The following is a 13,837-nucleotide window of genomic DNA, read 5'->3' as shown; positions in this document are numbered from 1 at the left end:
TACGCTGGCGTAAACGCGCCAGCGTTATCCCATCCCGCTGATGGCGTCTCCCAGATGAAAAATGGGCAGATACATCGCCACGACTAACGTACCAATAATTAATCCCGTCACAATCAGCAATGCGGGCTCCAGCAGCGACGTCATGTTCTCCGCTAGGTTTTGTGCGTTTTCATCATGGTGGCGCGCCAGATTCTCCAGCATTTCATCCAGTGCTCCTGATGCCTCACCGGTTCTCACTAGCTGTAAACAGAGCGGCGTAAACACCTGACTTTTCTCCATGGCTTGCCAAATAGCATTGCCCTGAGCGATATCCTGGTGAAGCTGACTGATAATCTTGCGCCACCACGGGCAGGTGAGCGTCTCTTCAACCGTTTCCAGTCCCTGTAAAAAAGCGATGCCTGCTCGCTGGGTCAGTGCCAGCACGGTAAAAATCTGGGTAAGTTTTTGCCCACGAGCCAGTTTTCCCATTATTGGTAGCGCCAGCAGTATTTGCTGGCGTACTCGCTGCCAGGGCGGATGGTTTTTTAATACCGCACTTAAGATAACGGGAAGCAGCGGTAGCGTGAGCAGCACCATGAACCACTGTTCGACGAAGGCCGCCATTGCCATCACGGCTAGGGTCAGCGCGGGTAGTGGAGTGTTAAAGGTTCGATATATCGCAGTGAATTCCGGCAGGACAAATCCTGTCATGGCCATCACCACCAGCATGGCAAGAGACAGAATAATGATTGGATAGCGCAGCGCTTTCTTAACCTTTGCGGCTAGCAGTAGCTGTGCTTTTTGCTGGCGGACGAGCTCAAGACAACACTGCTCAAGCTTGCCGGTAATTTCGCCGGTGCGAATCATTGCAAGATACAGCGGTGGAAAGGCCTGCGGCCATTGTTGCAACCCTTCCGACAGTGATACTCCCTGCGCCAGCCGATTGGCTAGCACCATCAGTAAGGCTCGCCACTGGACAATCGGATGCTGCTGAGCCAGAAGCGTCAGGCTGTCTGACAGCGTAAGACCGGCCTGTAGCAACGTTGCTAGCTGGCTGATGACCATACAGCTATGCTGCGTTCGCCACAGTGAGCTATTGACGCTACGACGCTTTAGCGCCACCACGGTAATTCGCTGTTGTTGCAGTTCTATAAGCACTGCTGGGCGATGGCTGGCCCAGATTGCGCCGTTTAGTTTCTCTCCGTTGGCATTCAGCCCTTGCCAGTGCCAGAGATGTTCACGCATCCTGGGGTATCCCGAGGACGCGAAGTAGTTCTTCCTGGGTCGTAAGCCCTTGCTCGACAGCAAGACAACCACTTTCAAATAAAGTGCTCATTCCTTCTTGTCTGGCGTGGAGCATCATTTCGCTCGGGTTGGCGCCGTGAGCAATTGATTGGCGCAGCGCTGGCGTCAGCGGAAGAACCTCAAACAGGGCGAGTCGCCCCTGGTAGCCATGGTAACAGTGCTTGCATCCCGCTGCCGTCCAGTGCGGAAGCGGGCGTGGCCACAGCGAAAGCGGCAGAGGATGGTTGCCATGAGCCTCGGTACGGCAGTGGGGGCAGAGTTTACGCACCAGCCGCTGGGCCACCACCATCAGCAGCGCAGAGGAGACCATCCAGCGGGCAACGCCCATTTGCTCGAGGCGCACCAGCGTTTCTACCGTGGAGTTGGTGTGCAGGGTCGAGAGCACCAGATGCCCCGTTTGCGCCGCTTTAATGGCAATCTCGGCAGTTTCGCTATCGCGGATTTCGCCCACCATCACAATGTCCGGGTCTTGTCGTAATAAAGAACGCAATACGCTCTGAAAGGTCAGCCCTGCTCTGAGGCTCACCTGGGTTTGATTAAGACCATCAAGCGGGATCTCGACGGGGTCTTCAACGCTGCAAATATTCACATCGCTGCTATTGCGGCTTTGCAGTGCGCTGTAAAGCGTGACCGTTTTGCCACTGCCCGTCGGTCCCGTGACCAGTATCAGCCCCTGCGGGTGATTGAGTGCCGACCGGAACTGCGTGAGTGCTTCCGCAGACATCCCCAGGCACTGGAGATCCAGCGCCTGCTCGACTTTATGCAGCAGACGCAGGACCACTTTCTCACCATAGCGGCAGGGGAGTGTGGCGATTCGAAAGGAGAGGGGTGTATCGTTCACTTCCACCGTAAATTGCCCGTCCTGTGGCAGGCGGCGTTCGGCAATATCCAGACTCCCCAGCACCTTTAATCTGGCAATAAGCGGATTCATCAGCAGTAGTGAAACGGTAGACAGCGTGTGTAACACGCCGTCTACCCGCAGTCGGATGCGCAGGCTGTGTTCCGTGGGCTCAAAGTGGATGTCGGATGCACGTTGTAACAGAGCTTGCTTAAATAGCTGGTTTAGCAAGTCCACCGGATTATGGCTGTCTTCATGGATGATTGGCTGGCTAGCGCTGGTGATGGTTTGCAGATATTTATCCATTCTATTTTGATCCCAGCACTCAATATCTACCCGTTTTTGTGTGGTAAAGCGCAGTGAATCCATGAGTTCACCCGGCGGTGAGCCGACCACGGCGATGTTCAGTTCATCCGCGCCGTTAGACAACAGTACCGCATGGTGTCGCTGGCAAAGCGTGAGCAATTGTTCGTTCTTCATTGACGGCTCCTTGTTCTATTCAGCGTCAAAACGGAAAACATCTTCACAGGCCTGCTGTAAGGCACTGTCGTTTTGAATACCGCAGGTACGCTGCCAGCCGGTTATACCGTTCGCGTTATCCCAGCCGGGCACCAAAGTGACGGTTAACCCATTCAGGCTCTCCTGGCCGGTTAGCACCACGGTACCTTTGGTAATGCTCATGCCTGAAACATAGCGGGTGGTGCTCGGCGATGGGATGCCGTTGCTGCTGGCGTTGCAGTTATCAATACCGCCGCGATCGAGTGCGCATAGCTCAATGGCGGTGCGGTAGGGGACGAAAGTTTGCAACATATCGGTCAACGCCGCTTTGCGCAGGTAGTTCTGATAAGCCGGAATGCCGATGGCGCTGAGAATAGCGATAATGCCGATGACAACCATCAATTCGATGAGGGTGAAGCCTTTTTGTTTATCCATGATCTGCTCCTTGCTGAGTCTGACGCCACTGTGTCAGAGGTCAGAAAGAACGGCGAGGGGCAAAAATGGTTTCAGGAATCGGCATTCCGGAATGAGTCATCCCGTTGCAGCGGTACATAACGAACGGGAAGCAGGTACGAAAAAAATGCCCTCCAGAGGGAGGGCATGAGAGGAGATTTCGATTTAGCGGAAACGCATCGAGAGGTCGAGAGCGCGAACATGTTTGGTGAGCGCCCCGACGGAGATAAAGTCGACGCCGGTTTCGGCGAACTCGCGCAGAGTGTCGATGGTGACGTTACCGGAGACTTCCAGCTGTGCCTGACCGCGGGTTATTTTCACCGCTTCACGCATCTGCTCGGTGTCGAAGTTGTCGAGCATGATGATATCCGCGCCAGCTTTCAGTGCTTCTTCCAGCTCTTTCAGACTCTCGACTTCCACTTCCACCGGCACATCTGGATGCAGCCAGAAGGCTTTTTCCACCGCCTGACGCACGGAGCCAGAGGCAATAATGTGGTTTTCTTTAATCAGGAAAGCGTCAGAAAGCCCCAGGCGGTGGTTTGCGCCGCCGCCGCACAGCACGGCATATTTCAGCGCGGTGCGTAGGCCTGGTAGCGTTTTACGGGTGTCCAGCAACTGGGTATGCGTGCCTTCCAGCAGATTGACATATTTGCGCACTTCGCTGGCAACGCCGGAGAGGGTTTGCACAAAATTCAATGCGGTACGTTCACCGGTTAACAGCACGCGGGATGGGCCGAGAATTTCAAACAGCGGCTGGTCAGCGGTAACAGCATCGCCGTCAGCGACGTGCCAGGTGAGGGTGACATCATCACCGGCCAGTTGAATAAAGACTTCTTCAACCCAACGTTTACCGCAAAACACGCCATCTTCGCGGGTGATTACCACCGCATGCGAGTGGCTGTTTTCTGGCAAGAGTTGTGCGGTAATATCGTTATGAGCATCAACTTCGCCGCCGAGATCTTCTCGCAGCGCTTGGGCGACAGCGTTGGGGATATCGAGGTTGATACGTTCTAGCAGCGCGTCACGTCGATGGTCTGGGTTATAGCGGCGAGGCGGCATGATTAAGCTCCAAAATGGTAACGATGCGAAAGATTGAAACATGCTACTCTGAACCGACTAGCATAACCACTCATAAGGAGATCCCTAATGCCGTTTGACCGGCGATCTTTTAGGCGGTCTCAGCCGTGGTTATGTTCGTTTACCTCTGCCGCGTACCTATGTATGTGCCTGAGGATCATCTCCTTTTCTGACGTGATGAAACTGAAATGACTTTGAGTATAGATAAGGGCTGGCTGGTGGGCGTTCGGCAGGTGCCGTCACCTCATTATGATTGCCGCCCGGAGAATGAAACCCCTTCACTGCTGGTTGTGCATAATATTAGTCTGCCGCCGGGTCAGTTTGGCGGTCCGTGGATAGACGCGCTGTTTACCGGTACGCTCGATCCTGATGCCGACCCTTTCTTTGCTGAGATTGTCCATCTGCGTGTTTCCGCCCACTGCTTGATTCGCCGCGATGGTGAGATAGTTCAGTACGTGCCTTTTGATAAACGCGCCTGGCATGCGGGCGTGTCGAGCTATCAAGGGCGTGAGCGCTGCAATGATTTCTCCATTGGTATTGAGCTGGAAGGCACCGATACGCTGGCCTATACCGATGCGCAGTATCAGCAACTGGCGGCACTAAGCCAGCTGTTAATGAGCGAATACCCGGCGATTGCTGATAACATGACCGGTCACTGTGATATCGCGCCCGTGCGCAAAACCGATCCCGGCCCGGCTTTTGACTGGGCCCGTTTTCGTGCGCTGGTCACCCCCTCGTCAAATAAGGAGATGACATGACGTTGTTTACCACGCTTCTGGTGCTGTTTGCTGAACGCCTGTTTAAACTCGGCGAGCACTGGCAGCTTGACCATCGGCTGGAGGCGCTGTTTCGGCGCGTGAAGCACTACTCGCTTGCCGGTACGCTGGTGATGACCATTGTCGCGATGGCGGTAGTGGGCATTATTCAGCGGGCGTTGAGCGGCGTATTGTTTAACGTGCCGTCGCTGATTTTCTGGATTCTGCTGGGGCTGCTGTGCATCGGTGCAGGTCGTGTTCGTCTGCATTATCACGCCTATCTGAAAGCGGCCTCACGTAACGATGTCCATGCACGTGAAGCCATGGCCGGTGAGTTGACGATGATCCACGGCGTACCCGCAGGCTGCGACGAGCGTGAGTTTTTGCGTGAACTGCAAAATGCGCTGCTGTGGATCAACTACCGCTTTTACCTCGCGCCGCTGTTCTGGTTTGTGGTTGGCGGTTCGTGGGGGCCGGTGGCGCTGATGGGGTACGCTTTCCTGCGCGCCTGGCAGTCCTGGCTTGCTCGCTACCAAACGCCGCATCACCGTTTACAGTCGGGTATTGATGCCATTTTACATATTGTGGACTGGGTGCCGGTACGTCTGGTCGGCGTGGTGTATGCGCTGGTTGGTCACGGCGAGAAGGCGCTTCCGGCGTGGTTTGCCTCGCTGGGCGACCGTCATACTTCGCAGTATCAGGTGTTGACGACGTTGGCGCAGTATTCGCTGGTACGTGAACCGCACGTTGATAAAGTCGAGACGCCAAAAGCCGCAGTTTCGATGGCGAAGAAGACGTCCTATGCGGTGGTGGTAGTCATGGCTCTGCTGACCATTTACGGGACGCTGGTGTAGTTTTTCGGCCCGGCGTGCAGTGCCACCGGGCCAGTTATTTACAGTGTATCCGCCGGTGGTATGCCGAAGTCCGGCATGCCATCTTCCTGCCAGTGCACTGTTTTCAGACGTGTATGACGATTCGGATCATACAGCGGGTCGCCCTCAATCTCCGTATAGTTTCTCGCGTGATATACCAGCACGTCATCGCCGTCCGGTGTTTGCGTAAAACTGTTGTGCCCAGGCCCATACTGGCGGTTTTCATAGCTGGTGGTGAATACCGGCGTTGGGGATTTATGCCAGTTTGCCGGTGTGGTCATATCGGCGTCTTTATCTATCCACAGCAGCCCCATGCAGTAGTTTTCATCGGTCGCGCTGGCGGAATAGCTGATGAATAAGCGGTTGCCGTGTGTGACGACGGCGGGCCCTTCATTCACCAGGAAACCCCGGCATTCCCAATCAAACTCCGGTTTACTCAGCATCACCGGCTCGCCTTTAATCGTCCACGGATTCTCAAGCTCGGCCAGATAGATGTTGGAGTTACCGGCAATATCAGGGGATTTCTGCGCCCACAGATACCACTGTTTTCCCTGATGATGGAAGGTAGTGGCGTCAAGACAGAAGGTATCAAACGGCGTCTTTACCTGGCCCTTTTCGACCCATTTCCCGGTTAACGGATCGGCATCGCAGCACTCCAGCGCAAACATACGGTGCTGGAACATCCCCAGTTCATCCAGCGCCTGCGTATGGGCGGCGGCAAAGTAGATATACCATTTGCCGTCGAGGTGGTGCAGTTCCGGTGCCCAGATTAGATTCCCCATCGGGCCGCTATCCGGTTTACGCCAGACGACAACGGGCTCTGCGCTACGCAGGCCGTCGATGTCGGCGGCGCGGCGGATCTCCAGCCGGTCGTATTCCGGTACGGAGGCGATAAAGTAGTACTCTCCCTGGTGGCGCAGAATAAACGGGTCGGCGCGCTGTTCAATAAAGGGGTTGGGCCAATTCTTCATCAGGCTTTCCTTACGTGTTCAGTCGATTGCAGCTCTTGCTGGTATTCATTCAGCTCGCGATAGTTAGCGCGGCGTTTTTCGAGGTCTTCCTGAATCTGTTTCATCAATGTACGGTCAACTTTCAGTAGACGCACCACGCCAGCGGTGATCAGGTAGCCCACGCCAGGGATGATAGTGAACAGCAGCACGATACCGTTGATGGTGGTTTCGCTTTGCGCTTTGGCACCCGCATCGTAGCCGTACCAGGAGAGCAGGAAGCCGACCATCGCCCCGGCGACAGCGAGGCCCACTTTCAGGAAGAACAGGTTACCGGAGAAGCTGATCCCGGTGATGCGTTTACCGGTTTTCCACTCGCCATAATCGTCGACGTCGGCCATCAAAGACCAGTGCAGCGGCGATGGGATCTGATGCAGCACGTTCAGCAGGAAGTAGAGCACCACAATCAGCGTCGTTGCGTGTGGGTCGAAGAAGTAGAATGCCACCGAGAAAATGGCCAGCGCGATGTTGGTCCAGAAGAAGACCTGCAGCTTACACCAGCGGTCGGTCAGAACTTTCGCCAGCATACTGCCAATCATCATGCCGATAACACCAAGGCTGATAAAGAGGGTCGCGAAGTGGGTGCTTTCGCCCATCACCCAGGTTACGTAGTACATGGTGGCGGCCATACGGATAAAGCCAGGACAGACGTTGCACAGGGTCAGCAACAGGATGCGTACCCACTGGTCGTTTTTCCAGACGTCTTTTAAATCCTGCTTGAGTTCATCGTTGGTCTGCACCGCCGGGCGCACGCGTTCACGTACGGTGGCGAAGCAGAACAGGAACATACACATACCGATAAACGCCAGCACGGTCATCGCCATCTGATAGCCTTTGGCTTTATCTTCACCGCCGAACCAGTCGGCCATCGGCAGCAGGGTCAGTGACAGCAACAGAGTGGCGATCCCCACCAGTACGAAGCGATAGGACTGGCAGGCGACGCGCTCTTTCGGATCGTTAGTGATGACGCTACCGAGAGAGCAATAGGGAATATTGATCGCGGTATAGGTGATGGATAGCAAGAAATAGGTCACGAAAGCATAGATAACTTTGCTGCTATAGCTCCATTCTGGCGTGGTAAACATCAGCACGCTGAACAGGGCGTAGGGGAAAGCTATCCACAATAGCCATGGACGAAAACGACCATACTTACTGCGGGTACGGTCCGCCATGGCCCCCATAATTGGATCGGTAACGGCATCAATAACGCGGATAGATAACAACAGCACGCCAACCAGTGCTGGCGCTAAACCAAAAATATCGGTGTAAAAATAGTTAACGAACAGCATGATAGCGCCGAAGATTATGTTGCATCCAGCATCACCCATGCCATAGCCAATCTTCTCTTTTACTGACAGTTTGCTTGCGTTCATCGCCAGATCTCTCTTGTGTGATATGGAGAGGATTATTGGCTGTGAAATGGAAAAATGCGTAGCAGGATAACGTTGTTGATATGGATAAAATTGCTGCTGTCGGTAAAGTGTGAAGCAGATAACAGGCATGGTAGCGGTTTAAATCCGCTACCATCTGTGGGCGGGATTAACGCAGTTCGGCAGCGGGCACCAGCACGCGCGTTTTACCGTAGATAATCGTGAGGATCATTGGCACGCTAAAGGCGACGATAATGGCGAACACCTCATAGATAGCTTTTGATTCCGGGCCGCTGAACAGCCCCAGTTCGAAGACGTTCAGCACCGGCAGGAAGCTGTAGGTTTTGACCTCCAGCAGCCCGGTAATCGCGCCACCCAGTGCGGCACCAATACAGCCGAAGATAAACAGCATCCGGTATTTAAGGTTAACGCCATACAGAGCGGGCTCGGTGATACCAAAGAAGGCAGAGATCGACGCTGAAATTGCCAGCTGTTTATCCTTGAGGTTACGGGCGATAAAGATGGCGCCAAAGGCGGCACCGAACTGCCCCATGACTGCGGACATAAACATCGCCATCACCGTGTCGTAACCGTTCACCTGCATATTAATTAAGGCAATTGGGATAATGCCCCAATGAACGCCAAAGACGACGAACAGCTGACCAATCCCCGCCAGTAATGCGCCGGAGAGCATTGGGCTCAGGTTATACAGCCAGGTGTAGCCATTCGCTATACCGATGCCCACGTAGTCGGCAATCGGGCCTATCACGGTGAACACCACAAACCCGCTGATAATCAGCGACAGGCACGGCACGAAGACCAGCGCGGCAATTTCCGGCACCCACTTTTTACACCAGCGCTCGACGTAGCTCAGGAACCACACCGCAAAGATAGCCGGGATTACCGCGCCACCATAAATTTTCAGTGGGAAAGCAAGATTGAAGATCTCAACGTGGTCTGGAGTGGCGGCATCGGTCAGCGGGAAGATCATCGCGGCGGTCAGCGTCAGCGCGGTGAAGCGGCTGGTTTTGAATCGGTCGGCGGCGGTGACGGCGATAAATAGCGGCAGCATGACAAACACGCCGCTGGAAAGGGCGTTAAACACCACAAACAGCCACGATTTGGTTGAGATAAGTTCCAGTGTTTGCAGTAGGACGACCAGCCCTTTGACCACCCCGACACCTGCCAGCACGCCAATATACGGTGTGAAAATGGCGGACAGCGTTGCCAGCAGACGGTTAAAGAGTGAAGCATCCTGCGCCTGTATTTCGGCGGTCTCCTGCGCTGCGGGTAGCAGCTCGCTCAGTGCGGCAAAGATTTTTTCGACCTTTGGGCCGATAACTATCTGAAACTGGCTGCCGTTGTTCACCAGTTTTACCACCTCAGAAATCTCGTACAGCCCCTTTTCATCAATCCGCGTATCGTCTTTTAAATTCAGGCGTAATCGCGTCGCGCAGTGATTTGCGTGGTCGATATTCTCCTTGCCACCCACGGCGGCGAGGGTTTTTTGTGCAACGGCTAAGTATTGAGTCGCCATAACGAGGCACCTTTATTAGTAGGTAGGGTACAGGCAGTGGATCAGGCGTAATCGCCGGGTTTTGTTTTACTTTTTACTGCGACGCCAAAGTCGGTGAAAATCCGCTGCGGCAGGTTGTTTCCCTTCGCTTCGGCGATATGGTGCGCGAGGATCTGGAAGGGGATCACCATCAGCAGCGGCAGTACGGTTTCTGGTGTTTTCACGTTCAGCGCCAGGGTGTGCGGGTCGTTGCTGGCTTCCGGCGTGACGGTATAGACGTATTGGGTGTGACGCTGTTCATACTGGCGCAGCAGCGTCAGTCGTTCGCGAGCCACGCTTGGCACGTCGAGGAAGAACAGACGATGCTGCGGGTTAATTTCAAAGTACGGGCCATGCATAAAGACTTCCATCTCGATGCCCTGCGAAGGCACGCGCACCGTCTCGGTAAATTTGGTTGCCATCTCCATACATACGCCGATAGCCGGGCCGTAGCCGATGCTGGTGAAGCGCGGGGAGGCAGTCAGTTCGGCCTGCCAGCGGCTGAAGAAGGTTTCAGTGCTGTCGATGATTGAGCCAATGGCGTTAACGGCTTCGCGAAGAACAGTGAGTTCCTGCTGCTCACGCGCGTCATCAATGGCGTTCACCGCGCGGGCGTGACGCAAACCCATCAACATCAAGGTCAGAATGGTCGCCACGTAGCCTTTGGTCACGTAGCCCACTCGTTCCTCGCCGATATCCAGCAAAACGAAGTGGTCAGCGGTTTTGGCCAGCTCGCTCTGTGGCTTGCTGGTTAGGCCCACGGTTTGCAGCTGGAAGCGCTTTTTCAGCGTCTCCAGCGCGTGCAGCGTAGAGGTACTCTCTCCGCTCTGGGAGACTGCAATCACCGTTTTGATCGCCGGATTATGCTTTTCAAAATGCTGATAGTGGAAAGGCTCGGCAAGGGTCAGGCGCACCGCGGAAAGGCTCTCGATATAGTATTTCGCGCTGACGGCGGCGTTGGCGCTTGAGCCTGTCGCCAGGAGCAGCCATTCGCTGTCGTCGTCGATAGCCGGCACATTTTGCGGGTAGTTATCCAGAATCCGGGCAAGGGTCGCCTGCTCTTCGTGGATATAGGTCATCATCGTGGGTTTCATTGCGGCCTCTCATGGCTGAAAAGCTGAAAACGTTTTCAGTAAAATATTATGAGAGAAAATGGATCGTCAATTTTATGATCTATGATCTGTGATTAAGGTCTGAATATTTAGTGTGCAGCTGGCCGCTCGGCCAGCCGGGAGGTTATGCCGATTCGCCAGCGATCAGCAGCGGTGTGATAGGGGAGCTGTCAGGCAGCATGTCCTGCAGGATAGTCATCATCTGTCGGATAACATGTTGACCAATCTCGTTATTTTTATGGTCAACGGTGGTTATCCGTGGAATGAAATACTCGCTGCCGGGGAAGTACTCGCAGCTGGCGACAGCGATATCATCAGGCACCGATAGACCGTTATCTTTCAGCGCACGGATAGCTCCCATCGCTACGCGGTCGTTAATCGCCAGGATGGCCTGGGGCAGGGCTCGCCCGGATTTCAGCAGCTTTACCGCCGCTTCATAGCCGTGTTCCGGATAGAAGTTAGTCTCGAAGATGGCGGCCGTTTGCTCATCAATTCCGGCATCTTTTAGCGTTTGCCGAAACGTATTGACGCGTTGGCCGGTCATGTAGACGTGCGCAGATCCTCCGACAAACGCAATGTCGCGATAACCTTTTTCCAGCAGATGGCGGGTGATCATCGCGACGCAGTTGACCTGATCACGCTCAAGGCAGGTGTAGTCGTAACGCGCGAGCTTGCGGCCGACCACGATAACCGGCAGCGAGGCGATAAGCTTTTTCAGGCCCTGCAAGTAGCTCTCGGGGACTTTCAGATAGTCGATATTGCCGCCGAGAATGATGACGCCGTCGAGCTGGCTGTCGATGATGGTATTGAAGATCTGGTCTTCGGCAATCACCTGCGTAGAGTGAGCGCGTTTGTTCGCCGATTGGGTATCGAAGAGGATAATTTTGTACCCGGCCTGCAGACAAGCTTTCTCGATTTGTTCAACCAGCGTGGCGAAGTAGGGGTTAGTAATATCGGAGACCACTACGGCAAGCGTCATGCTCTTACGCGAAATCATGCTGCGCGCCATCAGGTTTGGGCTGAAGTGATGCTCGTCGATGACCTTCTGCACTTTGGTTCGGGTTTTATCCGAGACCCAGCTATTGTTGTTGAGCACCCGTGAAACGGTAGCGATAGAGACATTTGCCAGTTCAGCAATGTCTTTGATAGTGAGGTTTTTTTTCATCAGCCACCCAGGTCCTTTTGTCGACGATAACGCTGGAATGGTACATCACTTTGGCGGGAGGGTGAACGCTCTGTACCCAGGGCGGGTACAGAGCGAGAACAGAAGTTAGTGCGCTTTCACGGTTTTCACGTTTTTCTGTTTAAACATGTAACCGATGCCGAGGATAACGATCCATACCGGAATCAGCCATACGGAGATGGCCATGCCCGGAGTCATCACCATGATGACCAGCACTGCGGCCATGAACACCAGGCAAATCCAGTTACCCAGCGGATAGAACAGCGCCGGGAAGCGAGTCGTCACCCCTTGCTGCTGCTTCGCTTTGCGGAATTTCATATGTGCCAGGCTAATCATTGCCCAGTTAATCACCAGCGCGGAGACCACCAGTGCCATCAGCAGGCCAAACGCGGATTCCGGCGCCAGGTAGTTGATCAACACGCACAGTGCGGTAACAAAGGCTGAGACCAGAATGGTGTTGACCGGCACGCCGCGTTTATCGACGTTCAGTAACGCTTTCGGGGCATTACCCTGTTGTGCAAGGCCGAACAGCATACGGCTGTTGCAGTATACGCAGCTGTTGTAAACGGACAGCGCGGCGGTCAACACCACGATATTCAGAGCATTAGCCACAAAAGAGTCGCCCAGCTCGTGGAAGATCAATACGAATGGACTGACATCAGCGGTCACACGGGTCCACGGCATCAGGGAGAGCAGTACGGCCAGTGAGCCCACATAGAAAATCAGGATACGGTAGATAACCTGGTTGGTCGCTTTCGGAATGCTCTGCTCAGGATTATCCGCTTCTGCCGCAGTGATCCCGACCAGCTCAAGGCCGCCGAAGGAGAACATGATGATAGCCATCATCATGACCAGCCCGGTCCAGCCATGCGGCAAGAAGCCGCCCTGTTCCCACAGGTTACGCACGGTAGCCTGCGGACCAGCGGTATCGCTGAACAGCAGCCATGCGCCAAACAGAATCATCGCGATAACGGCGATAACTTTGATAATGGCAAACCAGAACTCCATCTCGCCGAACACTTTTACGTTGGTCAGGTTGATGGCGTTAATAGCAATAAAGAAGACGGCTGCTGATGCCCAGGTTGGGATCTCAGGCCACCAGAACTGGATGTATTTACCGACCGCAGTAAGCTCAGCCATGGCAACCAGAACGTACAGTACCCAGTAGTTCCAGCCGGAAGCGAAGCCTGCAAAGTTGCCCCAGTATTTATAAGCGAAGTGGCTAAAGGAGCCTGCTACTGGCTCTTCAACTACCATTTCGCCCAACTGGCGCATAATCATAAAGGCAATAAAACCGGCGATAGCGTAGCCGAGAATAATCCCCGGACCTGCCGACTGAATAACGGAAGCGCTGCCGAGAAACAGGCCTGTGCCGATAGCGCCGCCCAGAGCGATCAGCTGTATATGGCGGTTCTTAAGGCCGCGCTTAAGCTGGGAGCCTTGCTGTTGACCTTCCATTGTGAAACCTCGTGTGTGGTTATTATTGTGACGCTGTTTGCGTATGTACTTAAGAAATTCCGTTTTCTGTATTGTTTTGTTTACGAAAGGCGTTTCTTAAAAAGAGGTAAGAGCTCTTTCGTCATCAGCAGAATAGTGGTAAGCGCGAAGGAATGCACCTGCTTTATGAAGGGATGAAGACAGGTTGGATAAAAAGCCAGCAGCTGTCACGCAGGCATGCAAATGCCGCATTGAATTAACATTGCATATTAAGTCGAATTAATGAATTTAAATTCATTTCTAGCGGTATTGAAACGCTTCAGTTTGCTTAATTTTGTTTTTATTTGGTTAATTGTACTTCTTTATAGGTAAACCTGTTTTTTGTGCAAGGTTACA

General features: G+C 54.0%; 12 protein-coding genes. 2 read left to right on the top strand and 10 right to left on the bottom strand.

All coding sequences use genetic code 11. From position 1 onward, the window contains the following. Window positions 1-24 precede the first annotated feature (24 nt). The 4 genes from hofC to nadC form a co-directional block, all read right to left on the bottom strand. Complete coding sequence (gene hofC / locus ABOC97_RS09510; protein ID WP_349596743.1) at window positions 25-1,224, bottom strand: protein transport protein HofC; 1,200 nt, start codon at window positions 1,222-1,224, stop codon at window positions 25-27. Next, window positions 1,217-2,602, bottom strand: coding sequence for a type II secretion system protein GspE (gene gspE / locus ABOC97_RS09505; protein WP_349596740.1), 1,386 nt, complete (start codon window positions 2,600-2,602; stop codon window positions 1,217-1,219). The genes hofC and gspE overlap by 8 nt, the downstream gene beginning before the upstream one ends. A 15-nt stretch (window positions 2,603-2,617) precedes the next feature. After that, window positions 2,618-3,055, bottom strand: a complete 438-nt coding sequence (gene ppdD, locus ABOC97_RS09500) for a prepilin peptidase-dependent pilin (RefSeq protein WP_349596737.1) — start codon at window positions 3,053-3,055, stop codon at window positions 2,618-2,620. 183 nt (window positions 3,056-3,238) lie between these two features. Beyond that, window positions 3,239-4,132: a carboxylating nicotinate-nucleotide diphosphorylase gene (gene nadC, locus ABOC97_RS09495; protein WP_349596734.1), complete on the bottom strand. Its 894-nt coding sequence runs from the start codon at window positions 4,130-4,132 to the stop codon at window positions 3,239-3,241. A 206-nt stretch (window positions 4,133-4,338) separates the two neighbouring features. Between nadC and ampD the strand changes: the two genes are divergently transcribed. Together ampD and ampE are read left to right on the top strand one after the other, a co-directional pair. Further along, window positions 4,339-4,908 (top strand): 1,6-anhydro-N-acetylmuramyl-L-alanine amidase AmpD, encoded by a 570-nt coding sequence (gene ampD / locus ABOC97_RS09490; protein WP_416013282.1) that lies wholly within the window; start codon window positions 4,339-4,341, stop codon window positions 4,906-4,908. Next, the gene (gene ampE / locus ABOC97_RS09485) at window positions 4,905-5,759 is read left to right on the top strand and encodes a beta-lactamase regulator AmpE (RefSeq protein ID WP_349596731.1); all 855 of its coding nucleotides are present in this window, start codon (window positions 4,905-4,907) and stop codon (window positions 5,757-5,759) included. The genes ampD and ampE overlap by 4 nt, the downstream gene beginning before the upstream one ends. A gap of 38 nt (window positions 5,760-5,797) precedes the next feature. Here the strand turns inward: ampE and ABOC97_RS09480 are convergent, their stop codons facing one another. From ABOC97_RS09480 to aroP, 6 genes are all read right to left on the bottom strand, one after another. Then, complete coding sequence (locus tag ABOC97_RS09480; protein WP_349596730.1) at window positions 5,798-6,748, bottom strand: glycoside hydrolase family 43 protein; 951 nt, start codon at window positions 6,746-6,748, stop codon at window positions 5,798-5,800. Next, complete coding sequence (locus ABOC97_RS09475; protein WP_349596727.1) at window positions 6,748-8,157, bottom strand: MFS transporter; 1,410 nt, start codon at window positions 8,155-8,157, stop codon at window positions 6,748-6,750. Before ABOC97_RS09475 ends, ABOC97_RS09480 begins: the two co-directional genes overlap by 1 nt. Before the next feature lie 166 nt (window positions 8,158-8,323). Next, window positions 8,324-9,691 carry a PTS transporter subunit EIIC gene (locus tag ABOC97_RS09470; RefSeq protein ID WP_349596725.1) on the bottom strand — a complete coding sequence of 456 codons (1,368 nt, stop codon included), beginning with the start codon at window positions 9,689-9,691 and terminating at the stop codon, window positions 8,324-8,326. A gap of 41 nt (window positions 9,692-9,732) precedes the next feature. Further along, window positions 9,733-10,803, bottom strand: coding sequence for an SIS domain-containing protein (locus tag ABOC97_RS09465; RefSeq protein ID WP_349596722.1), 1,071 nt, complete (start codon window positions 10,801-10,803; stop codon window positions 9,733-9,735). A 142-nt stretch (window positions 10,804-10,945) separates the two neighbouring features. Beyond that, on the bottom strand, window positions 10,946-11,986 hold the full coding sequence (locus ABOC97_RS09460) for a LacI family DNA-binding transcriptional regulator (protein ID WP_349596719.1): 1,041 nt from the start codon (window positions 11,984-11,986) through the stop codon (window positions 10,946-10,948). Between the two features lie 105 nt (window positions 11,987-12,091). Beyond that, the gene (gene aroP / locus ABOC97_RS09455; protein ID WP_234505248.1) at window positions 12,092-13,462 is read right to left on the bottom strand and encodes an aromatic amino acid transporter AroP; all 1,371 of its coding nucleotides are present in this window, start codon (window positions 13,460-13,462) and stop codon (window positions 12,092-12,094) included. Between the last annotated feature and the right edge of the window lie 375 nt (window positions 13,463-13,837).

It is taken from the genome of Kluyvera huaxiensis, assembly GCF_040149365.1.
In the GTDB taxonomy this organism is placed as follows: Bacteria; Pseudomonadota; Gammaproteobacteria; order Enterobacterales; family Enterobacteriaceae; genus Kluyvera; species Kluyvera intermedia_A.
Note: the sequence above shows the minus strand (reverse complement) of the source record. Positions and strands in the feature narration are given on the sequence as shown.